Annotated in this window: 21 protein-coding genes and 2 tRNA genes; 11 read left to right on the top strand and 12 right to left on the bottom strand. The window is 63.2% G+C overall.

Going from position 1 to position 25,095, the window contains the following annotated elements; translation table 11 throughout:
* Window position 1: 1 nt before the first annotated feature.
* Window positions 2-892 (bottom strand): alpha/beta hydrolase, encoded by an 891-nt coding sequence (locus RMO89_RS01710; RefSeq protein ID WP_310530841.1) that lies wholly within the window; start codon window positions 890-892, stop codon window positions 2-4.
* A gap of 169 nt (window positions 893-1,061) precedes the next feature.
* Between RMO89_RS01710 and RMO89_RS01705 the strand changes: the two genes are divergently transcribed.
* The 3 genes from RMO89_RS01705 to RMO89_RS01695 all read left to right on the top strand — a co-directional run bounded on the left by RMO89_RS01705 (window position 1,062) and on the right by RMO89_RS01695 (window position 5,024).
* The gene (locus RMO89_RS01705; protein WP_310530840.1) at window positions 1,062-4,544 is read left to right on the top strand and encodes an error-prone DNA polymerase; all 3,483 of its coding nucleotides are present in this window, start codon (window positions 1,062-1,064) and stop codon (window positions 4,542-4,544) included.
* Window positions 4,545-4,635: 91 nt separating this feature from the next.
* The gene (locus RMO89_RS01700; protein WP_310530839.1) at window positions 4,636-4,857 is read left to right on the top strand and encodes a hypothetical protein; all 222 of its coding nucleotides are present in this window, start codon (window positions 4,636-4,638) and stop codon (window positions 4,855-4,857) included.
* Window positions 4,830-5,024 carry a hypothetical protein gene (locus RMO89_RS01695; RefSeq protein WP_310530837.1) on the top strand — a complete coding sequence of 65 codons (195 nt, stop codon included), beginning with the start codon at window positions 4,830-4,832 and terminating at the stop codon, window positions 5,022-5,024. The genes RMO89_RS01700 and RMO89_RS01695 overlap by 28 nt, the downstream gene beginning before the upstream one ends.
* A gap of 5 nt (window positions 5,025-5,029) precedes the next feature.
* Here RMO89_RS01695 and RMO89_RS01690 read toward each other — a convergent pair.
* From RMO89_RS01690 to recJ, 3 genes are all read right to left on the bottom strand, one after another.
* Window positions 5,030-5,104: transfer RNA gene (locus RMO89_RS01690), tRNA-Glu, on the bottom strand.
* Between the two features lie 45 nt (window positions 5,105-5,149).
* A tRNA-Glu gene (locus tag RMO89_RS01685) sits at window positions 5,150-5,224 on the bottom strand.
* A gap of 79 nt (window positions 5,225-5,303) precedes the next feature.
* The gene (gene recJ, locus RMO89_RS01680; RefSeq protein WP_310530835.1) at window positions 5,304-7,100 is read right to left on the bottom strand and encodes a single-stranded-DNA-specific exonuclease RecJ; all 1,797 of its coding nucleotides are present in this window, start codon (window positions 7,098-7,100) and stop codon (window positions 5,304-5,306) included.
* A 190-nt stretch (window positions 7,101-7,290) separates the two neighbouring features.
* Here recJ and RMO89_RS01675 point away from each other — a divergent pair, with 190 nt between their 5' ends.
* The 4 genes from RMO89_RS01675 (at window position 7,291) to RMO89_RS01660 (ending at window position 10,443) form a co-directional block, all read left to right on the top strand.
* Entirely contained in the window at window positions 7,291-8,484 is a 1,194-nt protein-coding gene (locus tag RMO89_RS01675; RefSeq protein WP_310530834.1) for a hypothetical protein, read from the top strand.
* A gap of 18 nt (window positions 8,485-8,502) precedes the next feature.
* Window positions 8,503-8,991 (top strand): NAD(P)H-dependent oxidoreductase, encoded by a 489-nt coding sequence (locus RMO89_RS01670; RefSeq protein WP_310530833.1) that lies wholly within the window; start codon window positions 8,503-8,505, stop codon window positions 8,989-8,991.
* Window positions 8,992-9,100: 109 nt separating this feature from the next.
* A complete protein-coding gene (locus RMO89_RS01665; RefSeq protein WP_310530832.1) occupies window positions 9,101-9,850 on the top strand; it encodes a hypothetical protein in 750 nt (249 codons plus the stop codon).
* On the top strand, window positions 9,835-10,443 hold the full coding sequence (locus RMO89_RS01660; protein ID WP_310530831.1) for an AHH domain-containing protein: 609 nt from the start codon (window positions 9,835-9,837) through the stop codon (window positions 10,441-10,443). Before RMO89_RS01665 ends, RMO89_RS01660 begins: the two co-directional genes overlap by 16 nt.
* Here RMO89_RS01660 and RMO89_RS01655 read toward each other — a convergent pair.
* On the bottom strand, window positions 10,440-11,420 hold the full coding sequence (locus RMO89_RS01655; protein ID WP_310530830.1) for a nitronate monooxygenase family protein: 981 nt from the start codon (window positions 11,418-11,420) through the stop codon (window positions 10,440-10,442). The two genes, RMO89_RS01660 and RMO89_RS01655, sit on opposite strands and share 4 nt — an antisense overlap.
* Before the next feature lie 160 nt (window positions 11,421-11,580).
* Here RMO89_RS01655 and RMO89_RS01650 point away from each other — a divergent pair, with 160 nt between their 5' ends.
* On the top strand, window positions 11,581-12,759 hold the full coding sequence (locus tag RMO89_RS01650) for a MaoC family dehydratase N-terminal domain-containing protein (protein WP_310530829.1): 1,179 nt from the start codon (window positions 11,581-11,583) through the stop codon (window positions 12,757-12,759).
* A 14-nt stretch (window positions 12,760-12,773) separates the two neighbouring features.
* Window positions 12,774-13,937 carry a MaoC family dehydratase N-terminal domain-containing protein gene (locus RMO89_RS01645; protein WP_310530828.1) on the top strand — a complete coding sequence of 388 codons (1,164 nt, stop codon included), beginning with the start codon at window positions 12,774-12,776 and terminating at the stop codon, window positions 13,935-13,937.
* Window positions 13,938-13,977: 40 nt separating this feature from the next.
* On the opposite strand, the gene leuA is transcribed toward RMO89_RS01645, so the two are convergent.
* The 3 genes from leuA to RMO89_RS01630 form a co-directional block, all read right to left on the bottom strand.
* Window positions 13,978-15,648, bottom strand: a complete 1,671-nt coding sequence (leuA, locus tag RMO89_RS01640) for a 2-isopropylmalate synthase (protein ID WP_310530827.1) — start codon at window positions 15,646-15,648, stop codon at window positions 13,978-13,980.
* A gap of 398 nt (window positions 15,649-16,046) precedes the next feature.
* Window positions 16,047-16,847, bottom strand: a complete 801-nt coding sequence (locus tag RMO89_RS01635) for a sterol desaturase family protein (protein ID WP_310530825.1) — start codon at window positions 16,845-16,847, stop codon at window positions 16,047-16,049.
* Window positions 16,848-16,941: 94 nt separating this feature from the next.
* Window positions 16,942-18,192 (bottom strand): MFS transporter, encoded by a 1,251-nt coding sequence (locus RMO89_RS01630; protein WP_310530824.1) that lies wholly within the window; start codon window positions 18,190-18,192, stop codon window positions 16,942-16,944.
* Window positions 18,193-18,331: 139 nt separating this feature from the next.
* Here RMO89_RS01630 and RMO89_RS01625 point away from each other — a divergent pair, with 139 nt between their 5' ends.
* Entirely contained in the window at window positions 18,332-19,477 is a 1,146-nt protein-coding gene (locus tag RMO89_RS01625) for an epoxide hydrolase (RefSeq protein WP_310530823.1), read from the top strand.
* 66 nt (window positions 19,478-19,543) lie between these two features.
* On the opposite strand, the gene ilvC is transcribed toward RMO89_RS01625, so the two are convergent.
* The 4 genes from ilvC to miaA all read right to left on the bottom strand — a co-directional run bounded on the left by ilvC (window position 19,544) and on the right by miaA (window position 23,992).
* Complete coding sequence (gene ilvC / locus RMO89_RS01620; RefSeq protein WP_310530821.1) at window positions 19,544-20,563, bottom strand: ketol-acid reductoisomerase; 1,020 nt, start codon at window positions 20,561-20,563, stop codon at window positions 19,544-19,546.
* 58 nt (window positions 20,564-20,621) lie between these two features.
* Window positions 20,622-21,137, bottom strand: a complete 516-nt coding sequence (ilvN, locus tag RMO89_RS01615; RefSeq protein ID WP_310530877.1) for an acetolactate synthase small subunit — start codon at window positions 21,135-21,137, stop codon at window positions 20,622-20,624.
* A 15-nt stretch (window positions 21,138-21,152) separates the two neighbouring features.
* A complete protein-coding gene (gene ilvB, locus RMO89_RS01610) occupies window positions 21,153-22,895 on the bottom strand; it encodes a biosynthetic-type acetolactate synthase large subunit (protein WP_310530820.1) in 1,743 nt (580 codons plus the stop codon).
* A 149-nt stretch (window positions 22,896-23,044) separates the two neighbouring features.
* Window positions 23,045-23,992 (bottom strand): tRNA (adenosine(37)-N6)-dimethylallyltransferase MiaA, encoded by a 948-nt coding sequence (gene miaA / locus RMO89_RS01605; protein WP_310530819.1) that lies wholly within the window; start codon window positions 23,990-23,992, stop codon window positions 23,045-23,047.
* Window positions 23,993-24,020: 28 nt separating this feature from the next.
* Between miaA and serB the strand changes: the two genes are divergently transcribed.
* The gene (gene serB / locus RMO89_RS01600; protein WP_310530818.1) at window positions 24,021-24,869 is read left to right on the top strand and encodes a phosphoserine phosphatase SerB; all 849 of its coding nucleotides are present in this window, start codon (window positions 24,021-24,023) and stop codon (window positions 24,867-24,869) included.
* Window positions 24,870-25,095 lie beyond the last annotated feature (226 nt).

Genomic DNA, 25,095 nt, shown 5'->3' with positions numbered 1-25,095 from the left:
GTTAGATCGGGTCAGCGGCGAAGGTCTGACGTGTCATCTCGTCGAGCGCTTCCTGCGGTATCGGCGCGTTTTCACCGGCGATGAAGGCCAGCAGGTCGTTCTTCAGCCGCTCGGTATCGGTGGCGAACACGCCGTGTGCCGAGCCATCGTATTCGATCAGCCGCGATCCCGGCACCTTGCGCGCCACTTCGCGCGCCGTGGCTTCGATCGGCACGGTCTTGTCATCAGTGCCGTGAATGATCAGCGTCGGCACCTTGAAGTGGGCGAGGTCGGGGCGGAAATCGGTGGTGGCAAAAGCCTTGGCGGCGGCGAGGGTCGGGCGCAAGCCGGCCTGCATGGCGGTCTGCCATGACAGGTCGAGCATTTCCTGGCTCACCGGCTTGCTGATCATTCCGACGCCGTAGAAGTCCTTGAAGAAGGATGTGAAGAACTTCGCCCGGTCCTCCAGCATGCCCTGCGTCATTTCGTCGAAGGTTTCCTGCGGCACGCCGTCCGGGTTGCTTTCGTCCTGGAGCATGTAGGGCACCACCGACGATACGAGAGCCACGCGGCTCACGCCCTTGCCCTGATGGCGCGACATGTAGCGGGCTATTTCGCCGCCGCCCATCGAGAAGCCGACCAGCGAGACGTCGTCCTCGGCGTCGTGATACTTCATCACGGCGGAAAGGTCATCGGCAAAGGTATCGTAGTCATAGCCGCCCGAGGGCTGGCTCGACCGGCCGAAACCGCGCCGATCATAGGAGATCGCCTTGAATCCGGCATCGGCCAGCGCGTGGCTGATCGGATCCCAGCTATCGGCGGATAGCGGCCAGCCGTGGATCAGCACGACCGGCGGACCTTCGCCCCATGCCTTCGAATAGAGGTGGGCGTCGCCGGTTTCGATCATGTGCATGGTTGGTCTCCGAATGGGTGACTGTGCAACGCCCCAGAATCAAAGGCGTTCCGGGGCGGGGCCGGGATTTGCGACCGGGAGAGTGCGGCTTGCCGACAAAAGGATTCGCCGGCTCGATAAAAAGAACATAAAAGGAACGTATAACCCACTTACCGATGTTGTCGCACCCGTGCCTGAAGCCGCCCTGACCCCCGAACGCCGCCGCGTGGAGCAATCCATGCTGCCGCCTGCCGATGCCGCGCCTTTCGTGGAACTCGGCCTGGCGAGCTGCTTCTCGTTCCTGCGCGGGGCGTCCGATGCGGTGGACCTGGCGCTCACCGCGCGGCGGCTTGGCTATGACGCGCTGGGCATTGCCGATGCCAACACCATGGCCGGCGTGGTGCGCTTGCATGGCGAGGCCAAGGCGCTGGGGCTGCGGCCAGTCATCGGTTGCCGGATCGAGACGGTAGAGAGGCTGACCTTCCTCGCCTATCCGGTGGACCGCATGGCCTATGGCCGCCTGTGCCGCCTGATTTCCGCCGGGCGCATGGCGCGGCCCGATGGCGAATGGCAGGACAAGGGCGTCTGCGAGATCACGGTTCCCATGCTGGCGGACCATGCCGAGGGGGTGCAGCTGGTGCTGGTGCCGCCGAGGGATCTGGCCTCGGAATTCACCTTGGCGGTGGCGAGCAATGTTATCGGGCTGGACGGAGAACCAGTATCCGGGGAGCGATTGCTTAAAGGGTGTTTGGAAACCCTGCTCCCCAACCTGCGCGCGCAATTGCCAGGCCTGCGCCACATCGCGGTGAGCTATCTCCATGTCGGTGACGACATCCGCCGCATCGCCGCGCTCGATGCCATGGCGCGAGAAAACGGCATGGGCATCCTTGCCACCAACGACGTGCTCTACCACGCCCCCGAACGCCGCCCGCTGCACGATGTGATGACCGCGATCCGACACAAGACCACGGTCGCCAAGGCCGGCTACCTGCTTGAGGCCAATGGCGAGCGGCACTTGAAATCGCCAGAGGACATGTGCCGGCTCTTTGCCCGCTGGCCGCACGCGATCGAGGCGGCGCGGCAGGTGGCCGATGCCTGCCGCTTCAGCCTTGACGAACTGCGCTATGAATACCCCGAGGAAACCTGTCCGGAAGGCCGCACGCCGCAGGAGCAGCTTGAATGGCTGACCTGGCAGGGGGCGGAAGGGCGCTATCCGGGTGGTCTGCCCCAGGACGTGCGCACCACGCTCTCCCGCGAACTGGAGCTGATCGGCAAGCTGCAACTCGCCCGCTATTTCCTCACCATCAAGGACATCGTCGATTTCGCCCGTTCGCAGGAGCCACCGATCCTGTGCCAGGGGCGCGGGTCGGCGGCCAATTCGGCGGTATGTTACGTGCTGGAAATCACCGCGGTTGATCCCGCGCGGCACTCGCTGCTGTTCGACCGCTTCATCTCCGAGGACCGCAACGAGCCGCCCGACATCGACGTCGATTTCGAGCACGAGCGGCGTGAGGAGGTGATCCAGTACATCTACGCCCGCTATGGCCGCCACCGCGCCGGGCTTTGCGCCACGGTGATCCACTACCGCCCGCGCATGGCGATCCGCGAGGTGGGCAAGGCGATGGGCTTGTCCGAAGACCTGACCGGCGTGCTGGCCCGCACGGTCTGGGGCGGGCACGGGCGCTCGATCAAGGAGGCCCATGTCGCCAGCGAGACCGGCGTCGATCTCGATGATCCGCACTTGCGCCGCGTGCTGGCGCTGACCGAGCAGATGATCGGCATGCCGCGCCACCTGTCGCAGCACGTCGGCGGCTTCATCCTCACGCAGGGCCCGCTGACCGAAACCGTGCCGATCGGCAACGGCGCCATGCCCGAGCGCAGCTTCATCGAATGGGACAAGGACGATATCGAGGCGCTGGGTATCCTCAAGGTCGATGTTCTGGCGCTGGGCATGCTCACCTGCATCCGCAAGTGCCTCGACCTGCTGGGTGCGCACCACGGGCAGAACCTGACGCTGGCCACCGTGCCCAAGGAGGACCCGGCGGTTTACGACATGCTATGCAAGGGCGATTCGCTCGGCGTGTTCCAGGTGGAAAGCCGCGCCCAGATGAACATGCTGCCGCGCCTGCGCCCGCGCCAATTCTATGATCTGGTGATCGAAGTGGCGATCGTGCGGCCCGGACCGATCCAGGGCGACATGGTCCACCCCTATCTCAAGCGGCGGCGCGGGGCGGAGAAGGTGGAGATACCCGCGCCCGGCCCGGCGCATGGCCCTCCGGACGAGCTGACCTCGATCCTCGGTCGCACGCTGGGGGTGCCGATCTTTCAGGAACAGGCGATGAAGATCGCGCTCGATGCGGCCAAGTTCACCGGGGCAGAGGCCAACCGCCTGCGCAAGGCGATGGCGACTTTCCGGTCGCGCGGCATGGTCGATGAATTGCAGGACATGATGGTCGGCCGCATGATCGCGCGCGGCTATGATCCCGACTTTGCGGAGCGGTGCTTCAACCAGATCAAGGGCTTCGGCGAATATGGTTTCCCTGAAAGCCACGCGGCCAGCTTTGCCCTGCTGGTCTATGTCTCATCGTGGCTGAAGTGCCACTTCCCCGCGGCCTTCGCCTGCGCGCTGCTCAATTCGCAGCCGATGGGTTTCTACGCCCCGGCGCAGATCGTCCGCGATGCGCGCGAGCATGGCGTGCCGGTGCTGCCAGTCGATGTGAATTGCAGCGGTTGGGACAACACGTTGGAAGAGGAGGGCAGGCACATCGCTCTTCGCCTCGGCTTACGGCAGGTCGATGGCTTTTCCGAAGCGGCGGCAGCGCGGATCGTTTCGGCGCGGGAGGAGGCCGGGCGCTTTGCCGACGTGCGCGAATTGCAGGAGCGGGTGGGACTATCCCCGGCGCTGGTCGAGCGGCTCGCGGCGGCGGATTGCTTCAATTCGCTCGAGATCACCCGACGGCAGGCCTTGTGGGATGCGCGCAGCCTGATTGCAGCGCCGGAGCTACCCCTTTTCGCCGCTATGAAGGCGCGGGGCGAGGGGGCTGAGGCACGCGCCACACAGCTCCCCGCCATGCCGCTCAGCGAGGAGGTGGTCGCCGACTACCAGACCCAGCGGCTGTCGCTCAAAGCCCACCCCATGGCCTTCCTGCGCCCCGCACTGGCCGAGCGCGGCTTCGTCCGGGCGGCGGACCTGCGCGCGCGCAAGTATCGCTCGGCGGTGCAGGTCGCCGGCGTCGTGCTGATCCGCCAGCGCCCCGGCAGCGCCAAGGGCGTCTGCTTCATCACCATCGAGGATGAAAGCGGCGTCGCCAACCTCGTCATCTGGCCCGACATCATGGAAAAACAGCGCAAGATCATCATGAGCGCCCGGCTGATGGAAGTGCGCGGGCGGGTGGAATACGATGACGAGGTGATCCACGTGATCGTCAGCCAGCTGACCGACGCCACGGCGAGCCTCCATGCCTTGTCCGACGATATGCTCAGCAGCCCGGTCGCCCGCGCCGATCATGTCAGCCGACCCCTCCCATCACGGTCACAGCCATCGCGGTTCCAGCCCGAAGAATGGCAAGCCGAAGATTGGCAGGCGCCGGGCCCGGCAAACCGCGACTGCGGATGGAGCCACGGCCACCCGCGCGATGCCCGGATCATCCCCGGTTCGCGCGACTTTCACTGAACTCCGAAGGTTTTCATCCAAAAGCCGCCACGGAAAAATGCCTAGCCCCGCGCACAGCGCCTGTTTGCCTGTCCGGCGGCATGATGCGCACATGGGCCATATCAGCTTTGATCACATCCTGCCGGAAGTCGGCAAGCGCGTCACCAGCCGGCTGCGCCTGCGCCTCGCTGCGCGCATGATGACCACCGCACAGGCATGGCCGGCAGAACTGCTCGACCTGTCCTATTTCGGCGGCCGCATCGCCTGCGATGACCCGCCGCAGCCGGGGCAGGACGTACTGATCGAATGGGCGATTTCGATGCTTTCGGCATGATCGTCTGGGCCAGCCTGCGAACCTGCGGCGTGCGCTTTTACGAACCGCTCAAGGCGCAAGTCCTGATCGCCACGCGCGACCGCAACGATGTCGAGCCCGTCCAGACGAACAAAGACCGCGCACGCCATGAAGCGAGGAACTTCGTGCAGGGCTTGGTTAAGCGCTGAACGGCTGGTGACCCCTACGGGAATCGAACCCGTGTTTCAGCCGTGAGAGGGCCGCGTCCTAACCGCTAGACGAAGGGGCCGGATAGGTCCGGCCGAGCCTGCAAAAGCCCAAACTTGCAAAAGCTTGGTGACCCCTACGGGAATCGAACCCGTGTTTCAGCCGTGAAAGGGCCGCGTCCTAACCGCTAGACGAAGGGGCCGCACCAGCTTGCGCCGAGGCGAGGCCGCGCACTTAGTGGGAGACCTAAAAACGGTCAAGCCCTGTAATTGAACAAATCATCAATCGGCCCAGGCTGCGTCATCCAGATGCAGCTCCGCCTGAGGGCGGCTGGCCCAGTCATCGATCTTGGCGCGCCCGGCCAGCCAAAGCTTTCGGCCCTTGGAGCCATGCAGCAGCGCCTGACCGAGATCGCTCTGCGCGGCACGAAATGCGATCGCCTTGAAGCTCGCGCCATCGTTGCCGCCAGCCAGCAGACGGACGTGATCGGTGCCGACAATGTCTGCCTTGATCAGGTGAACCGGCCCGATCGCGATTCGCGGTGCCGGCCAGCCCATACCGAAGGGGCCGGCGCTTTCCAGTTCGGTCACCAGCTGCGGCGTCAGTCCGCGCGGTGACAGGCTGAGGTCGAGCAGCATCGACTGGCCCGCCATCGCGGCGAGGATATCGGTAGCGAGCTTTTCGTCAAGCCAGTCAGCCAAGGCTTCCAGCTTGCCGGGCGCCACCGTGAGACCCGCCGCCATGGCATGCCCGCCGCCGGCGATCAGCAGTCCGGATTCGCGCGCAGCTATGATCGCTGCGCCCAGATCGACGCCGGTGATCGATCGGCCTGATCCCTTGCCGTTGCCCGCCTCGTCAGCATCGAGCGCGATGACCAGCGTGGGCTTGCCGGTCTTTTCCTTCACCCGCCCGGCGACGATGCCGATGACCCCTGGATGCCAGCCATTGCCGGCAAGCACGATCACCGCACGGTTGTGCTGGCGGTCGATCTGCATTTCGGCAGCTTCCTGCACGGCTGCCTCAATGGCGCGGCGTTCTTCGTTCAATTGCGAGAGCTGCGCGGCAATGGCGCGGGCTTCGTCGGGGTCCTGCGTGGTCAGCAGGCGCACGCCCAGCGTGGATTCGCCCACCCGCCCGCCGGCATTCACCCGCGGACCGAGCGCGAAGCCGAGGTCGCTGCAGGTCGGCGCGCGCGACAGCCGGCTGGCATCGATCAGCGCCGCCATGCCTATGTTCTCACGCCGGGCCATGACTTTCAGACCCTGCGCCACGAAAGCGCGGTTGAGGCCCCTGATCTGCGCCACATCAGCAACCGTTCCCAGCGCAACGAGATCGAGCAGGCCGAACAGATCCGGTTCCTTGCGCTCGGCGAACCAGCCCGCATTCCGCAGGTTCCGGACCAGCGCGACTGCCAGTACGAAGGCAACGCCTACAGCCGCAAGGTGGCCATGCGCAGCGGCTTCGTCATTTTCATCCAGACGGTTGGGATTGACGAGGCAGAGCGCAGCGGGAAGCACGGCCGAACATTTGTGATGGTCGACAACGACCACGTCGACGCCGGCATCCTTTGCCATTTGCAGCGCCTCATAGGCCATAGCACCGCAATCAACCGTGATGATCAGCGTCGAGCCGTCGTGCGCGAGACGGACCAACGCCTCGCCGGATGGGCCGTAACCTTCGAGCAGGCGGTCGGGAATGTAATAGGCCGGATCGGCGCCCAGATCCCGCATCAGGCGGATCAGCAGGGCGGCACTGGTGGCACCATCGACGTCATAGTCGCCGTAGATCGTAACCTTCTCTCCGCTGGTCACGGCGGCGGCGAGGCGCTTGGCGGCATCTTCCATATCTCGGAAGATCGACGGGTCGGGCAAGAAGCCGCGCAGGCTGGGATTGCGGTGCCGATCGAGATCATCACGGGCCACGCCGCGCGCCATCAATAACTGGGCGACGAGGTCGTCCCCGAGACCGCCCCCACGGAAAGCGCCATCCCCCAGGTCCATGTTGCCGGCACGCCAACGCCACGCCTTGCCTGAAAGCGATTGTTCGACTGAGGCGACGGAGGATGCACGGGTGGCCATGCCATCCGCGCTAGCCTCTCTGGGCCCGCGCGGAAAGGGCAGGCAGGCCGCGTCTGCCGAAAATTGACAATCGCGGCAGGGGGGTATTGAGTGGCCGCGGGTGTCCAATCGAAAGGATCGAGCCATGTTCGCATCTCCGAAGTCTGCCCTTTTAGCTTCTATTGCCGTTTGCACCGTCGCCGGATTGGCGATGCCTTTGCAGGCGCAGACCAAGCCTGCCAGCGGCCCGGTTGCGCGCTATGACATGCGCGCAGGAACTGTGACCGGGATGGGAGCGATGGGCGGCGGGATGCGCGGTGCGATGGGCATGGCGTTTGGCGGCGGCGGCAACAGCGCCCCGCAGCATGAATTATACTTGCGGCTCGGTTCAGGGCAGCCTCCGGTGAAGGGTGCGCCCAAGGCCGATCACTTCATGCCGCCGGCGGCGAAACTGGGCAAATCGGTGCCGCTGCTTACCCCGCAGGCCGAACGTGATGCCCGCGATGAATTGCCGCAGATGGGCAACGAAAGGCCGAAGGGCCGCATGTTGATCTTTTGGGGCTGCGGCGAACATGCGCCAAAGGGTCAGCCGGTGGTGATCGATTTCGCCAAGCTGGCTGCCGGCCAGATGCCGCCGGGCATGTGGTCCATCACGGTACTGCGCGACTGGGGCCCGACGCTGACCAACAGCAAGACCTTCGGACGCTGGCCGAACGAGGATACGATGGGCGGCAACAAGGCGATACGAACTGATGCATCCTTGCTTGGCGCGCACCGGGTTGCTGGCAATTACAGCCCGGAGATCGGCTTCACCCTGATGAAGGACTTCATGACCGCGCTCAATGTACGCACCAGTTCGCTGCCATCGGGCGCGGGCATGCTGCGCTGGAACGCGGTTCCCGATGCCACCGGATTTTATGCCCACCTGTTCGGCGCAAGGCAGGGCCCGAACGGCGACATGGGTGATATGGTGATGTGGTCGAGCAGCGCCTCGCGCCAGTTCGGCGGCGGACTGCAGGACTGGCTTTCGCCGTCGCAAGTCTCTCCGCTGGTGACCAACAAGACATTACTGCCGCCCGGCGCGACAACATGCATCGTGCCTGCCGAGGTCAAGGCAGCTACGGATTTCCGTATGGGAACACTGACGGCCTTCGGTCCGGAGGAGGCCTTCTCCTATCCGCCGCGCCCGGCGGACCCGAAAGCGGCTTGGGCCTTGCAATGGACAGCGCGCGTCCGCCACCGCTCGACGACGAGCTGGATGGACATGCCCGGAATGTCGGGCGGTATGCCCGGCGGAATGGCTTCGGATGATGAGCGGGGGCCGCAGCAACCTCGCCCGAATTGCAAGCCTAAGGGGCTGGGCGGTATCATGGGCGGAGTTCTCACAGGGAGAACGGGGTGCTGAGGCTGCCGAGCGAAAGCGATGGCTGAAGCCGGTGGACTGGCCATCATCTGGCACAGCCGGACCGGAGCGGGCGAAGCCATGGCGCGGTCGATTGCCGAAGGCGCTGGCGACCTCGCACGGCTGCATCGCGCGCAGGATGCGGATGTCGATGCTATACTCGGCGCGGCGGGTCTCATCTTCGTCTGTCCCGAGAACCTCGGCAGCATGAGCGGGATCATGAAAGACATGTTCGATCGAACCTACTTTGCTGTGCTGGGCAAGATCGAAGGCCGCGCCTATGTCACTGCAATTGCTGCTGGGTCTGGCGGGCAGGGTGCCGGAGTCCAGATTGACCGGATCGTGGCCGGCTGGCGTCTTCGCCGGGTAGCCGATCCGTTGATCGTGAACCTGAATGCCCAGAGTCCCGAATCGATACGGGCGTGGAAGACGGTTGAGGCAGAAGACCTTGAACGCTGCCACGATCTGGGCAAGGCCTTCGCCGAAGGTATACGGATCGGTATCTACTGAAGCCGCACGGATATATTAGTCAATATCGTGGATTGAGGGGTCGACGCGCTTGGAAAAGCAAGCAATTCACCATGTACAGGCAGGGAGGGCAATTCAATTTGCCGCGCATGTGAACGATAGACCAATTCCATCCAGTCCGGGACTCAGCCTGCACTTTGCCAAGGGCATGCGCCCGAATGTCGAGGCGATTCTGCGCCTTGCGACGCGTCCGGCTGAGAGCACGGCATTCTCCGTCAGCCTGATGCCAGAGCCCGATGAAGGCTGGCTTGAACTGCTGGCCATGGGGCTGACTTTCGACCTGCACGGGCTTGAGCCCTTTCCGGCGGAAGGGATCGATCCCGCCAGCCACTATTTCGGGCTTTCCCAGGGCGACTATGCCGAAGGCAGCGATGCGCTGCGACTGACGCCCGGCCCGCACCTTGCCGGTTCGGCGACCATGCTGCCGGTGCTGCGCATCCTCGCCGGACTTGGCGCAGAACTTGCGCGGCTGCCCGGTCTCGAGGCGGTCGGCTGGGTGACATCGGCCACGCGCATGGCACCGTCCTATTTCATGAGTAGCGTCAGGGCCTGGCTTTCGGGCGGCGCATTTCCCGCGCTCGGCCTGACAGGTTTGACGACACGTGATGATGGTGGCCTGGAAAGCGAAGGGTTCGCCCTGTTCGCCGGATACGAAATCGCCATCGAACCGCTCGCTGGCGAATCGATGGCTGATCGTGCCAAGCTGGCCGCGCGGGCCATGCATGCCATCGTTCTGTCGGGGACCCGCGACATCGGCCAGCTGGTCGATAGCCAGGGCAGGGCAATTCACGCCGACCTGCCGGCACAAAACGGAGTGCTGCGTCTGTGGCGATCGGTCTGACGATCCGCGCGGGCGAGCCGCAGGGAATCAGACAGGTCAGGAGACCGGAAACAGCATCTGGGTCACTGGCCAATCAAGGCACCGGCGAAACCAGAACCAAGGAGCTGCGGTTCCGCGCCGTCAATCGCTATGGTTGCTCGGACTATAACGCTGGCCTTCAGCGACATCATCTGTTGCCGCTGCAACTGCTCTCGATGCGGTGCTTTGGCCAGTTCTTCGAGAGCGTGGGACTCGACCGCATCGGCTTTGACGATTTCCGCCGCAACGGCTTGCTGCTCCCATGCAGCGACAGGACGGCGACTATGATGGCGCTGCCGATGCACCGCGGGCCGCACCATCGCTACAATGCGCTGGCCATAGACCGCGTCGCCCGGATCGAACGCGACTGGCGAGCAGGCGGCAGGTCCGACGTTGCGGCGAAAGACGCGCTGTTCCGTCTGGACCTGCTGCAATCTGCGCTGCGCCGGCGCTTGCTTGATCCATCGCGCCACCCGATCCCGCTCAACAGCCGCGATCCAGCATTGCACAAGCCCGACTTCAGTGACCTTGACGCCATGGCCGACCTGCTCTGGGCGGCGACCGAAGGCCCTTAAAGCGCGAAGCCCGCGGTCCGCCCAGCCAGTTCGGTGCGGGCCTCGGCATATTGGGCGGCGAGCTTGTTGACCCGCTCGGCCACGCTTTCAACCGCGTCCACCGCGCCGATGCCCTGGCCCGAGCCCCAGATATCCTTCCATGCCTTTGCCGCAGCGTTCCCGCCCGAACCAAAGTTCATCTTGCTTGGATCACTCTCAGGCAAGGCATCGGGATCGAGGCCGGCAGCGGCGATCGAGGGCTTCAGGTAGTTGCCATGAATGCCGGTGAACAGGTTGGTATAGACGATGTCATCAGCGCTGCCGGCGACGATTGCCTGCTTGTAGGCATCGACAGCGTTGGCCTCGGTAGTGGCGATCCACGGGCTGCCGATATAGGCAAAGTCCGCGCCGAGTGCCTGCGCGCCAAGGATTGAGCGGCCGCAGGCGATTGAGCCGGACAGCGCGACAAGGCCGGAGAACCAGCTGCGGATTTCCTGCATCAGCGCAAAGGGCGAAAGTACGCCAGCATGGCCACCGGCACCGGCAGCCACCGGGATCAATCCGTCTGCGCCCTTGTCGATGGCCTTGCGGGCAAAGCGGTCGTCGATGACGTCATGGAGCACGATGCCGCCCCAGCTGTGCGCCGCGTCATTGACTTCCTTCACCGCGCCCAGCGAGGTGATCAGCATCGGCACGGCCCACTTGGCGCAAGCGGCAAGGTCGCTTTGCAGTCGGTCATTGGTCTTGTGGACGATCTGATTGACGGCAAACGGAGCCGCAGGCCGTTCGGGATTGGCGCGGTTGTGCGCGGCCAGTTCCTCGGTGATCTGATGGAGCCATTCGTCAAGCTGGCTCGCTGGCCGGGCATTGAGAGCCGGGAAACTGCCGACGATCCCGGCTTTGCACTGGGCGATCACCAGTTCCGGGCCGGAAATGATGAAAAGCGGCGACCCGATGACGGGCAGGCGAAGGCGATCGAACGGTGCGGGCAAGCTCATTGCCGGGCGATAGCCGCAGTTTGCCCCCATTGTCGAGCAATCAGGGGTGATCGCGCGGGCGCTTTTCGGCTGTTCAGGTGGTCAGCCAGATCAAGTCAGATTGCCTTTGCAGGGCACTTGGCCGAAGGCATCGGCAACTGATTTGCGGGAGACTTTACCGATGAGCGCGCCAGAACTCGATTGTTCCGATCTTGACAACTACATCGGCAAGCCGATGCAGCCGGCCCGGATGGTCGATCCAATCGCCAACAGCGATATCCGCCGCTGGGTCCAGGCGATGCACTATCCCAACCTGCTGCACTACGATCACAACTACGCCTCGCAGAGCCGCCACGGCCAGCTGGTCGCTCCGCAGAGCTTCCCGGTGGTGATGGATTGCGCGCACGGTTCGGCGCCGTCGTGCATCGGCATGATCCCCAATTCGCACATGCTGTTCGGCGGTGATGAATGGTGGTTCTATGGCCCGACGCTGAAGGCGGGCGAGCGCGTTTTCAATGAACGTATTCCGTTTGATTACAACGTCAAGAACACCTCGTCGTTCGGCCCTACCTGCTTCCAGCGCGGCGACAATTTCTATTACAATCAGGACGGCGAGCTCGTCGCCAAGCAGCGCTCGACCTCGATCCGCTACCTGCAGGCCGCCGGCGAAGCGAGCCAGAGCGGCAGCACCGAAGGTCAGGACGATCCGGTGTGGACCGATGAAGAGCTGGAATCGCTGGAGGATCGCAAGTTCACCTGGATCCAGATGCTGCACGATCTTGGCCATTCGCCGCGTTACTGGGACACGGTCACCGTTGGTGAGGACCTGCCCGAGCGCGTGTTCGGGCCGCACTCGATCGTCAGCTTCACCACTGAATGGCGCAGCTACCTGTTCACAAGCTGGGGCACCACGCACCGCCGCACAGATCTCGATATCGAGGCGCTCGGCTTTGTCGGCCCCATGGCCGGCAAGGAGCAGGACCCCACGCTGGAACGGATCAACCCTGAACAGACCGACGGCGCCTACATTGGGCCGAGCCGCGGCCACCTGTTCCCTCGCTGGGCTCGCTACATCGGTATGCCGCGCGGCTATGGCTACGGTGCGTCGATGGGCGCATGGCTGACTGACTATGCTTCGGGCTGGGCCGGTGAATGGGGCATGGTCCGCCATTCGGCTTGCAACTACCGCAGCCCCGCGCTGACCGGCGACATCACCATTCAGACCGCCAAGATCACCGACAAGTTCGTCGATGAAGACGGCCGCCACATGGTCAAGATGGACGTCCGCATGACCAACCAGCTCGGTTCGGTTCTGGCCACGGCCAAGACCACGGTCGAACTGCCCGTGCGCCCGGCATAAGGAAAGCAATCAGCATGGCCGAAGTCTTCGACTGTTCGGATATCGACAACTACCTCGGCAAGCCGATGGATCAGTCATTTCTGCGCGAGCCAATCGCCGGGAATGACATCCGCCGGTGGGTCCATGCGATGCACTATCCCAACCTGCTGCACTTTGATCCGAAGTTCGCCGGAGAGGGCCGGTTCGCCAAGCTGGTCGCACCGCAGAGCTTCGCGATTGCTACCGATGACGGACACGGCGCCGGTCCGGCCTGCGTTGGCAAGATCGCCAATTCGCACCTGCTGTTCGGCGGCGACGAATGGTGGTTCTATGGCCCGCGGATCCTTCCGGGCGACACTGTGGAAAACAAGCGTGTTCCCTTCGACTATGTCGTCAAGGAAACCGGCTTTGGCCCGACCTGCTTCCAACGCGGTGACAACAATTACGTCAACCAGAACGGCGAGGCGATTGCCAGGCAGCGTTCGACTGCGATCCGCTATCTCGCTTCGGCGGGCGGCGGTTCTGTCAACGAGGCCGACTTCGCTGAGCCGGAATGGACCGACGAAGACATGGACGCCTTCGATGCGCGCCGCTTCACCTGGGTGAAGATGCTGCGCGACCTAGGCCACAAGGAGCGCTGGTGGGATGACGTCTCAGTGGGTGACAAGCTGGATGAACGCCTGTTCGGGCCACATTCGGTCGCCAGTTTCACCACCGAATGGCGCGCCTATCTGGTGAACAACTGGGGCACGATGGACCTGCGGAAGAACGATCTCGAAGCGCTGGGCTTCACGCGCGAGATGGCCGGGTACGAGAACGATCCCGACATGTTGCTCGACAACACGTTCCTGACCGACGGCGCCTATTACGGCCCGTCACGCGGGCACCTGTTCCCCAAATATGCCCGCCGCATCGGCATGCCGCGCGGCTATGGTTACGGCGCATCAATGGGCTCGTGGGTTACGGATTACCTGTCGGGCTGGGCAGGGGAGCACGGCATGGTCGTGCATTCCACCGCCAACTATCGCGGTCCGGCGCTGACTGGTGATGTCACCATCCAGACTGCCGAAGTGACCGAAAAGTCGGTCGACACAGAGGGCCGCCACCTGATCCACGTCAAGCACTTGATGGAAAACCAGCGCGGCGTGAAGATGTGCACCGGCACCGCCGAAATCTGGCTGCCGAAAAAAGCTGACTGAAAAGCCAGCCTCCTCCCGCAGTCAGGGAGGAGGCCGCTTTTTACTTCAGGGCATTCGCCGCGCTGAGCACGGCGCGGACGCCCGCTGTGGCAACGTCTTCGTCAATACCAACGCCCCAGATCACCTGACCATTCGGTCCGACGCATTCGACATAGGCGGCGGCGCGCGCATCGGCGCCTTTGCCCATTGCGTGTTCGGAATAGTCGCGCACTTCAAGCTGGATTTCAAAGGATTCGGCCAAGGTCGCGCAGACTGACGAGATCAGCCCGTTGCCGCGTCCCGAAACCGATTGCTCGCGGCCATCGACGCCGATCTTGCCGGCAAACAGGCGGGAGCCATCGGCAGCCTTGGTTTCCTCGTAATCGACCAACTGGAAGTGCTGCGGATCGTCGAGGCGGTAGACCTTGCGGAACACGTCCCAGATGTCCGGCGCCTGCAATTCGCGGCCCAGTTCATCGGCCAGATCCTGCACATGCCGGCTGAAATGCGCCTGCATCCGCTTGGGCAGTTTCAGCCCCTGATCCTGTTCGAGCACCCAAGCGAAACCACCCTTGCCGCTTTGCGAATTGACGCGGATCACGGCTTCGTAAGAACGGCCAAGGTCCGCCGGATCGATCGGCAGGTAAGGCACCGACCACAGCGGATCGTTGCGCGTTTCCTGCGCCGCAAAGCCCTTCTTGATCGCGTCCTGATGGCTGCCTGAAAATGCCGTGAAGACAAGTTCGCCGCCATAGGGATGGCGCTCAGGCACCTTGAGCTGGTTGCAATATTCGACCGTCTGGATGACCTCGTCGATGTCCGAGAAGTCCAGTTCCGGATCCATGCCCTGCGTGTAGAGGTTGAGCGCGACGGTCACCAGGCAGCAGTTGCCGGTGCGCTCGCCGTTGCCGAACAGGCAGCCTTCGATGCGGTCGCCGCCAGCCATCAGGCCCAATTCCGCCGCCGCAACGCCGGTGCCCCGGTCGTTGTGGGTGTGCAGTGAAATCACTGCGCTCTCGCGGTTCGGCAGGTTGCGGCAGAAGTATTCGATCTGGTCGGCGTAAATGTTCGGGGTGGAGGCTTCCACCGTGGCTGGCAGATTGAGGATGATCGGCTTTTCGGGCGTCGGTTGCAGGATATTCATCACCGCCTCGCAGCATTCGATCGAGAAATCGACTTCGGCAGTGGAGAAGGTTTCCGGCGAATATTCGAAGTGCCAGTCGGTCTGTGGGAAGCGCGCGGCGTTATCACGCAGATACTTTGCGCCGTTCTCGGCGATGGCGCGGATGTCGGCCTTTTCCATGCCGAACACGACCTGCCGCCACAGTGGCGACACCGCGTTGTAGACATGGACGATGGCCGCAGGGGCGCCGGCGAGGCTCTCGAACGAAGTGCGGATCAGGTCTTCCCGCGACTGGGTCAGCACCTGGACCAATACGTCTTGCGGGATGCGGCCGTTATCAACGAGGCCGCGAATGAAGTCATATTCGGTCGCGCCGGCGGCGGGGAAACCAACTTCGATTTCCTTGAGGCCCAGCTTGATCAGCAGATCAAAGAAACGCGTCTTCTTTTCCGCGCCCATCGGATCGATCAGCGACTGGTTGCCATCGCGAAGGTCAGTCGAAAGCCAGCGCGGAGCTTTGGTGATCGTGCGTGATGGCCACTGCCGGTCAGGCAGTTGGATCTGCGGGAAGGGCCGGTACTTGGCCGAAGGATCTTTCAACATGGTCATGGCGTTACTCGGAAAATCGGGCTGCGGTGCGTTCGGCGGTCAATCCCTTGGGCGTTAGCCGCGCCGGGAGAGCCGACACGGCAATTCACGCCCAAGGGCGTGTAAGTCGCAGCGTAAGTCCGAGGTTCCTGATCATGACCAAGGCCTATGGGCAAGCGCGCGGGCCTTGTAAAGCCCCAGTTTCGGCCAATTGCGCGAAATGCAAGTTGATGAAATACGCGCTGAACCATTCGCGTGAATTTTCCATAAGCGCAGGCCCGGATGCGTGAAAGCCGCGCCAACGGCGCGGCTTTCAAGAGTTCGAACAGATTGAAGCGGAACGGCATCGTATGGGTGTATTCGGGTGCAGGAGGGGGGAAGCATACACCTTGTCCCCGCCTGTAGGAAAGCCGCCCCGCTCAGGCTTCGGTCGCTTCCTTCTTGGGTCGGGCATGAACGACATTGCCATAGCCCTTGCCGTAATCGAGCGTGCCAAAAATCCAGTCATAAAGCAGGCTGATCGTCGCAAAGTTGCCGCCGGTGAAATGGGCGTGGTGGTTGTGGTGCATCACCGACATCGTGTTCAGGTACTTGAACGGGAACTTGTCGGTCGGCCACAGATCGTGGTTGTGCTGGTTGATCTCCGAAAAGGCGATCCACGTGATGACGACGGTTGGCACCGAGAACACGCCCAGCAGAAAGGACAGTCCCAGAATCGTCCCGACATAAAGGCCAAGACCGCCCGCCACTTCAACTGGATGGATGAAGCTCGAATCGCCCCGGCACGGGTTGTGCTGGCGGTGGTGGACGGCATGGACCCACATCAGCGGGCCCTTGAAATAGCCGCTATCGTGAAACAGGAAGCGGTGCACGAGGTAGTAGAAGAAGTCGTAGACCAGCAGGATGATCGCGCAGTCGCGCAGAACCCGGCCAATCGAATGCAGTTCTGTCGATATCGCGAACGGAACGATGGCGGCAAAGATCACTACCCAAAAGAAGAAGCCCCATTTGCGGTTCCAGGCCTGGTTGGCCGCATAGGTTGGGCGCTGCATCTTTTCGACATAGCTGGCCTTGTTGATCCGCGCGGATTCGCGGAACGTGGGTATTAGGGCAGTGCCCAGAGCACGCAGCGCCATGGTGATGGCAATGATGGCCACGGCGGCTATCAGCGATTGCTGCCAGTTGTAATTGGCAGCGAGGCTGGCGGGTATCAGATCCATTGTCTTGTCCTCCGGCAAATGCTGAGAACGGTGTTCTCAAATCGCGGTTTAGACGAAGACGGCCAGTGCCATCCTTGATCGAGCGCAAAAACGATCAGGCGATCGGATCTGCCTCGATCGAAGGTTTGGCGGCCCCCAGGCGGACGACTGGAACCAGCAAGAGCATCATGATGGCAAGTGCGGCGAACAGGCCAAAGATCACGTCATAGCTGCCGGTGATGTCATAGATCCGCCCGAAAAGGGGCGGCGAAATCAGCAGGAACGAGAGTATGACCAGATTGAGCATACCGCCGACGCGCCCGACGACTTCGCGGCCCCAGATGCGCGGGATCAGGAAGCTCTCCATCGGCATCATCATGCCACCGAAAAACCCCATCAGCATGACGCCCAGCGCAATCGCGGCAAAGCCGGCGTCGGCCCAGATCATCGCCACGCAGCCAACGGCATAGCCGACAAGACTGGTGGCCATCAGGTGGCGCGGGTTCATCCGGTCAGCCATCGCGGCAAAACCGAGTTTGGCCACGAAGCCGCTGGAAGCGTACATCGAGACGAGGAACGCCGCAGAACCTGCCGCGATGCCGACATCGGTGGCCAGGGAGACAAGGTTCGTCACCATGCCCTTGAGACCGGCGGTGACTGTCGCCACCAGCACAGCTACCATCCAGAAAGACGGATCGCGCAGCAGGGTGCTGGCTGCGATCGTGCGCACCTTGTTGACCTCTACCGCAGCCTCGGGATCAACCGTCGCGCCGTCGGGATGAAACCCGCGCTCGGCCGGATTATTCACTACGAATGCTGCCGCCGCGAGGGTGATGGCAAGGACGATCAGCGACAGCAGTCGCAGCCCCATGCGCCATTCGTACTCGGCGAGCAGGTACTGGATGATCGGCGGAAAAATGACGCCGCCCGCAGCAATGCCGGCGATAGCCACGCCCAGCGCCGCCCCGCGCCGCTTGGCGAACCAGCGGGTCAGCAGCACCGTGCAGGCCAGCGGCCCGATTAGGAGGTTTGCCGGGGCGACAAGCACGCCATAAACGATGAGCACCTGGTTGAAGGTCTGCGCAAAGCTGATGGCGATGAACCCCAGCGCGAGCAGCACTCCCCCCACTGCCATCGCGGCCTGCAGCGACACCCGGTCAAGGAGCTTGCCGACACTGGGCGATATGACTGCGGACACACCCGACAGGACGGTCATCGTGAACATGAGGACCATTCGGCTCGGCCGGAATTCCTTGCCAAGCGGCACGGCCAGCACGCTGTAGGACGAAGTGATCATCGCCGTAACCGCCAGCAAGACCATGCAGGCCCCGACTTGCCGCCAACCGACTGCGAATGAGCGTTCCATGCCGTCTCCCTGTACTCGGGCGATGCTTGCCCGATTTCCGGCGATTATGAACGTCGCGGCGGGAAAGGAAAGATGACCAAGCGGGTGAAATGCCATGCAGGGCGTCGCGAAACATTCATCGCGGGGGCATGATGCGGCAATGACAACGATTCGGCCGTTCGCGCTCCAGATTGGCCAGGGGGAACTTGACGATCTGGCGGAACGGCTTGCCCGTATCCGCTGGCCAGAGCGCGAATGCGTTAGCGATTGGTCACAGGGGGTTCCGCTCGCGGCGCTGCAAGGCCTCGTTGCCTATTGGCGCGAAGGGTATGACTGGCGGCAGTGCGAGGATCGTCTCAATGGCTTCGGGCAATTCGTCACCGAGATCGATGGGCTCGATATCCATTTCCTCCACGTCCGTTCGCGGCACGTGGATGCGCGGCCGCTGATCCTGACGCACGGCTGGCCCGGGTCGGTGATCGAATTCCTCGAAGCAATCCCGCGCCTGACCGATCCAGAGGCCTATGGCGGCATGGCAAGTGATGCCTTCCACGTCGTCGTGCCATCGCTGCCGGGTTACGGCTGGTCTGGTAAACCGGCGAGCGCTGGTTGGAACGTCCAGCGGATTGCCCGCGCCTGGACCGAGCTGATGGCGCGGCTCGGGTATAGGCGGTGGTTCGCGCAGGGCGGCGATTGGGGAGCGATCGTCACGGCAGCCCTGGGCGCGCAGGCCCCGGAAGGCCTGGCAGGCCTGCATCTCAACATGCCGATGGCGCGGCCGACTGCCGAGGATCGGCTCGATGATGACGCCGAAGTCAAGGAGGCGCTGCGGGCGGGGCGGCACTACATGGACTGGGATTCGGGCTATTCGAAGATCCAGTCCACCCGGCCGCAGACGATCGGTTATGGGCTGGTCGACAGTCCCGTTGCGCTCGCCGCGTGGATCTATGAGAAGATGTGGGCCTGGACCGACAATGCCGGCCGGCCTGAAGACGCGCTGTCTTATGACACGGTGCTCGACAACATCATGGTCTATTGGCTGACCGCGACCGGCGCATCCGCCGCACGGCTCTATTGGGAGAGCTTCGACGCCATCGCCCAGACCGGCGAGGTTCATGTGCCTGCCGCGTTCAGCCCGTTCCCGCGCGAGATCACCAAGGCCCCGCGCAAATGGACGACACGAATGTTCCGCAATATCGTCTACTGGAACCCGGCGGAGAAGGGTGGACACTTTGCCGCGTGGGAGCAGCCGGATATCTTCGCCCGCGAACTGCGCGCCGCCTTCGCCGCGATCGACCCGCGCTGAGCCCCAACGCAAAACGCCCGGTCGTGATGACCGGGCGCCTGCATTGTTGTCAGCGGTAAGGCTGGATCAGTTCTTCGACTTGTCGACCAGTGCGTTGGCACCGATCCACGGCATCATGGCGCGCAGCTTGGAGCCGGTTTCCTCGATCTGGTGGCGCTTCGCAGCGATGCGCGAAGCCTTCAGTTCGGGCTGGCCGGCGCGGTTGTCGAGCACGAAGTCCTTGACGAAGCGGCCCGACTGGATGTCAGCGAGGACGCGCTTCATTTCCTTCTTGGTCTCTTCGGTGATGATGCGCGGGCCGGTCTTGATGTCGCCGTATTCGGCGGTGTTCGAGATCGAATAGCGCATGTTGGCGATGCCGCCTTCATACATCAGGTCGACGATCAGCTTGAGCTCGTGAAGGCACTCGAAATAGGCCATTTCGGGGGCGTAGCCGGCTTCCACCAGCGTTTCGAAGCCAGCCTGGACGAGTGCGGTGGTGCCGCCGCAGAGCACGGCCTGCTCGCCAAACAGATCGGTTTCGCATTCTTCGCGGAAGTTGGTTTCGATGATGCCGCTGCGGCCGCCACCAACGCCCGAGGCATAGGCGAGGGCGACATCATGCGCGTTGCCGGTCTTGTCCTGATGGACGGCGACGAGGCAGGGAACGCCGCCGCCGCGCTGGTATTCGCTGCGCACGGTGTGGCCGGGGCCCTTCGGCGCGATCATGATCACGTCGATGTCATTGCGGGGCTCGATCAGGCCGAAGTGGATGTTGAGGCCGTGAGCGAAGGCCAGCGCCGCACCGGGCTTCAGATTGGCGTGCAGGTCTTCGGCATAGATCGCGGCCTGATGTTCATCGGGAGCGAGGATCATGATGATGTCGGCCCAGGCAGCTGCGTCCTTGTTCGACATCACCTTGAAGCCGGCGCCCTCGGCCTTCTTCGCCGTGGCCGAACCTTCGCGCAGGGCAATGGCGACGTCCTTGACGCCGCTGTCGCGCAGGTTCTGGGCGTGGGCGTGGCCCTGCGAGCCATAGCCGAGCACGACAATCTTCTTGTCCGTGATCAGGTTGATATCGCAATCGGCGTCGTAATAGACCTTCATGTCACTTCCTCTTGAATATTGATGCAGATGAAGCCGCGCCCTGCGGCGCAGCGAAATTTCAGGCCCCCTCCGGCCCCCTCGTCATGCCGACGATGCCGGTGCGTCCCACTTCGACCAGCCCCAGTTCGCGCATGATGGCGATGAAGCTGTCGATCTTTTCGGGCGTGCCGGTCAGTTCGAAAATGAAGCTGGCAGTCGTGGTATCGACCACCTTTGCGCGGAACACGTCGGCGACGCGCAGCGCCTCGACCCGGCTGTCGCCCTTGCCGGCAACCTTGATGAGCGCCAGTTCGCGCTCAACATGCGGGCCGTTTTCGCTGAGGTCGACGACCTTGTGCACCGGCACCAGCCGTTCAAGCTGGGCATGGATCTGGTCGATCACTGCGGGCGGGCCCTGGGTGACGATGGTGATCCGGCTGACCGCGTGGTTTTCCGAAATGTCGGCCACGGTCAGGCTGTCTATGTTATAGCCGCGCGCGGTGAACAGCCCGGCGATCTTGGCGAGAATACCCGCCTCGTTATCGACTGTGATGGCGAGGACGTGTCGCTCGGATTCCTGTTGCTTGATCTTCATCATGAGGTCCCCCCTTTACACCAGCGCCTTGGCTTCATCATCCATGGTCCCGGCGACAACATCGCCCTGCAGGATCATGTCCGTATGCGCCGCGCCCGAGGGGATCATCGGGAAGCAGTTGGCCTGCTTGGCGACCATGCAATCGACGATCACCGGCCCATCATGGTCGATCATCGCCTGAATGCCGGCGTCGAGCTGGTCTTCGCTTTCAATGCGGATGCCCTTCCAGCCATAGGCTTCGCCCAGCTTCACGAAGTCGGGCAGGCTGTCCGAATAGGAGTTCGAATAGCGGCTCTCATAGGTCAGTTCCTGCCACTGGCGGACCATGCCCATGTATTCGTTGTTCAGAATGAAGATCTTCACCGGCAGGCGGAACTGGCTGGCAGTGCCAAGCTCCTGGATGTTCATCTGGATCGAAGCTTCGCCGGCGATATCGATGACCAGACTGTCCGGATTGCCGAGCTGCGCGCCGATGGCGGCGGGCAGGCCATAGCCCATCGTGCCAAGACCGCCCGAGGTGAGCCACTTGTTCGGGCCGAAGAAGTGGAAGTGCTGCGCCGCCCACATCTGGTGCTGGCCGACCTCGGTCGAGATGATCGGGTCCTTGTCCTTGGTCAGCTGGAACAGGCGTTCGATAGCCAGCTGCGGAGCGATTTCGCTCTTCGACTTGGTATAGGACAGGCTCTTCTTGCCGCGCCATTCCTCAACGCGGGCCTTCCACGCGGTCAGGTCCTGCGCCTTGCGGCTGCCCCATGCCTCGATCAGCTGGCCAAGGACTTCGGCGCAATCGCCCACGATCGGCAGGTCGACGGCAACGGTCTTGTTGATCGAGCTGCGGTCGATATCGATGTGGATCTTGGTCGAATTGGGCGCGAAGGCATCCAGACGTCCGGTAACGCGGTCATCAAACCGCGCGCCTACGCAGACGATCAGGTCCGCCTGATTCATCGCCATGTTGGCTTCGTAAGTGCCATGCATACCCAGCATGCCGAGCCAGTCGGCATGGTCCGCCGGGAAAGCGCCAAGGCCCATCAGCGTCGAAGTCAGCGGGGCGCCGGTCAGTGTCTGCAACTGGCGCAGCAGGTCGCTGGCGCGCGGGCCGGAATTAATCACGCCGCCGCCGGTATAGAACACCGGCGTCTTGGCATTGGCGAGCAATTCGATCGCCTTGGCAATTTCGCTCTCGCTCGCCGAGGTGCGCGGGTTGTAGCGGTTGCGGCGCTGCGGCGGGCCATCGGACATGGTCGCCGTGGCGATCTGGACGTCCTTGGGAATGTCGATGACAACCGGGCCGGGACGGCCGGTGGTGGCGATCTGGAACGCCTCGTCGATGACCGCGGCGAGCTCGCTCGGGTCTTTCACGAGGTAGTTGTGCTTGCAGCAGTGCCGGGTGATGCCGATTGTATCGGCTTCCTGGAACGCGTCCGATCCGATCAGCGAGCTTGGCACTTGTCCGGTGATGACCACCAGCGGGATCGAATCGAGGAAAGCGTCGGCAATGCCAGTGACAGCATTGGTCGCCCCGGGGCCGGAGGTGACGAGCACGACGCCAGGCTTGCCGGTCGAGCGGGCATAGCCCTCCGCAGCGTGGGCCGCGCCGGCTTCGTGACGGACGAGGATGTGGCGGACGCGCTGTTCGGCGAACAGTTCGTCGTAAATGGGCAGCACCGCGCCGCCGGGATAGCCGAATACGAATTCGACACCCTGCCGCACCAGGCTTTCGACCAGAATGCTTGCGCCGCTGCGCTCCTGGCTCACAGTACTCACTCCTCAAATTACCACTCTGGGCCGCTAAAAAGACTGACCCGGCACAGGTTACTGCGCCGGGTCACCTCTCCAGCTCGCTAGAACCACCGGGGTGGCTCGTTGTGCAGCGCGGTAGGCGACAGGAAATAACGTGTCAATAGCTAATCACGTAATAATGATGCGAATATATTGCCCTCATTAAAATGTTCTGACTCTACCCTTGGCCAATCGGTCGGGGGCTGGTGGCGGAGCCAGGTGATCTGGCGCTTGACGTAATTGCGCGTCGACTGGCTGCCGCGTGCCAACGCATCCTCAAGAATGGCGGTTCCTCGCAGGAAATCAGCGATCTCCGGCACACCGATGGCACGCATGACGGGAAGGTCAGGGGAAAGTTGCCGGGCCAGCAATGCTTCAACTTCGGCAATCGCGCCGCGTTGCAGCATGGCGGCGAAGCGGCGGTCACATCGCTCGTAGAGCCACGCACGGTCAGGGAGCAGGATCGCTGGGTGCAGGATTACCGCTCCGCCAATGCCGCCGCTCAGCTGTTGCTGCCAATGTGCCAAGGGTTGGCCCGACGACCTCACCACTTCCAGAGCACGCCGGATACGCGCTGAATCCGCCGGGCCAAGCCGTGCTGCCCGATCCGGGTCCTCTGCCTGCAAGGCCATGGCCGCGTCAGCCAGGGGCATATCGCGCACGGCTTCCCGCACCTGCGGGTCGACGGGAGGGACGGGGGCAATCCCGTCAAGCAAGGTACGGATGTAGAGCCCGGTGCCGCCGACGAGGATCGGGACCGCGCCGTCTTCGTGGGCGAGCTCGATCTCAACGCGCGCGCGTTCAGCCCAGTCCGCGGCGGAACAGGCCTGCGCGCCATCCCAATCGCCAAAGAGCCGGTGCTCCACCCCTTGCATCTCATCTACGGATGGGCGGGCGCTGAGAACCTCGAGGTCGGCATAGACCTGCGCGCTGTCGGCATTGATCACCACGCCGCGCCGGCCAACCGATTCCAGCACCTTGGCCAGCCGGACTGCCAGATCGCTCTTGCCGCTCGCCGTCGGCCCTGCAATGAGCGCCAGCGGCGGCTTATCAGGAGAATCTACGTTGCTCATCGCGCGCGTCATAGCAGAACCAGACCAGATGTCGGCACACGTCGATGCGGCGATTGCCAGCATGACCGTGCGCGGTTGCAAGGTGGCGGGGGCGGCGATGCTCGATGCCTGCGCCAATGTCCTCGAATTCGATATTGTCGATGGCGATCCGCTTGTGGTGCGCGAAGTACTTGACGCGCAGTTCAAGCCCAGCGACCTGATCGTCGCCGATCACGTGCCGCGCGTGCCCTCGCTTTTCGTGTCAGACATGGATTCGACGATGATCATGGCTGAATGCATCGACGAACTGGCGGACTTCGCGGGCCTGAAGCCGCAGATCGCCGCGATTACCGAGCGCGCGATGCAGGGCGAACTCGATTTCGAGGCGGCGCTGCGTGAGCGCGTGCTGCTGCTGCGGGGGCTTTCGGAAGGTGCAATTGCCGAATGCCTTGCCACGCGAATTTCGCCGATGCCCGGCGCACGAGTGCTGGTCGAAACGCTCAAGGCCCATGGCTGCAAGACGGTGCTTGTCACCGGTGGTTTCCACCAGTTTGCCGATCCGGTGGCGGAGCAGCTTGGCTTTGAGATGGTCGTCGGCAATCGGCTGGAGGTTCTGGGTGGCGAACTTTCCGGCGGATTGATCGGATCGATCACCGATAGCAGCGTCAAGAAAGCAGTCTTGCTGGAAGAAGCGGCGCGCTTGGGCGAGGGGGCTGTCACGCTCGCCACCGGAGACGGTGCGAATGACATTCCGATGATCGAGGCAGCGACTTACGGCCTTGCCTATGCCGCCAAGCCGAAGGCGCGCGCAGCGGCGGACGGCTGGATCGATCGTGGTGACCTGACGAGCGTGCTTGAACTGCTCGGCATCCCGCGCGAATGCTGGGTGTGGGAATAGTCGCAGGACGAACTATTGACATTAGTGTCAGTTAATCCTAGCTAGGCTTCATGGAAATGCCAGCAAGCCATGACGCATTCGCAATCGCCGCGCAGCAATCGCGCGCCGAAACGCCGATCCTGATCCCCGGTCGCCTCAATCCCCGGTACGACTGGAAGCGCGCCTGGACGCATTTCCGCGCGTTGATCCGCAACAAGGAAGATACCACGCAGGTCTTCCACATCTT

The sequence above is a fragment of the Novosphingobium sp. genome (genome assembly GCF_031424035.1).
GTDB lineage: Bacteria > Pseudomonadota > Alphaproteobacteria > Sphingomonadales > Sphingomonadaceae > Novosphingobium.
This window is presented reverse-complemented; position numbering and strand designations above follow the sequence as displayed.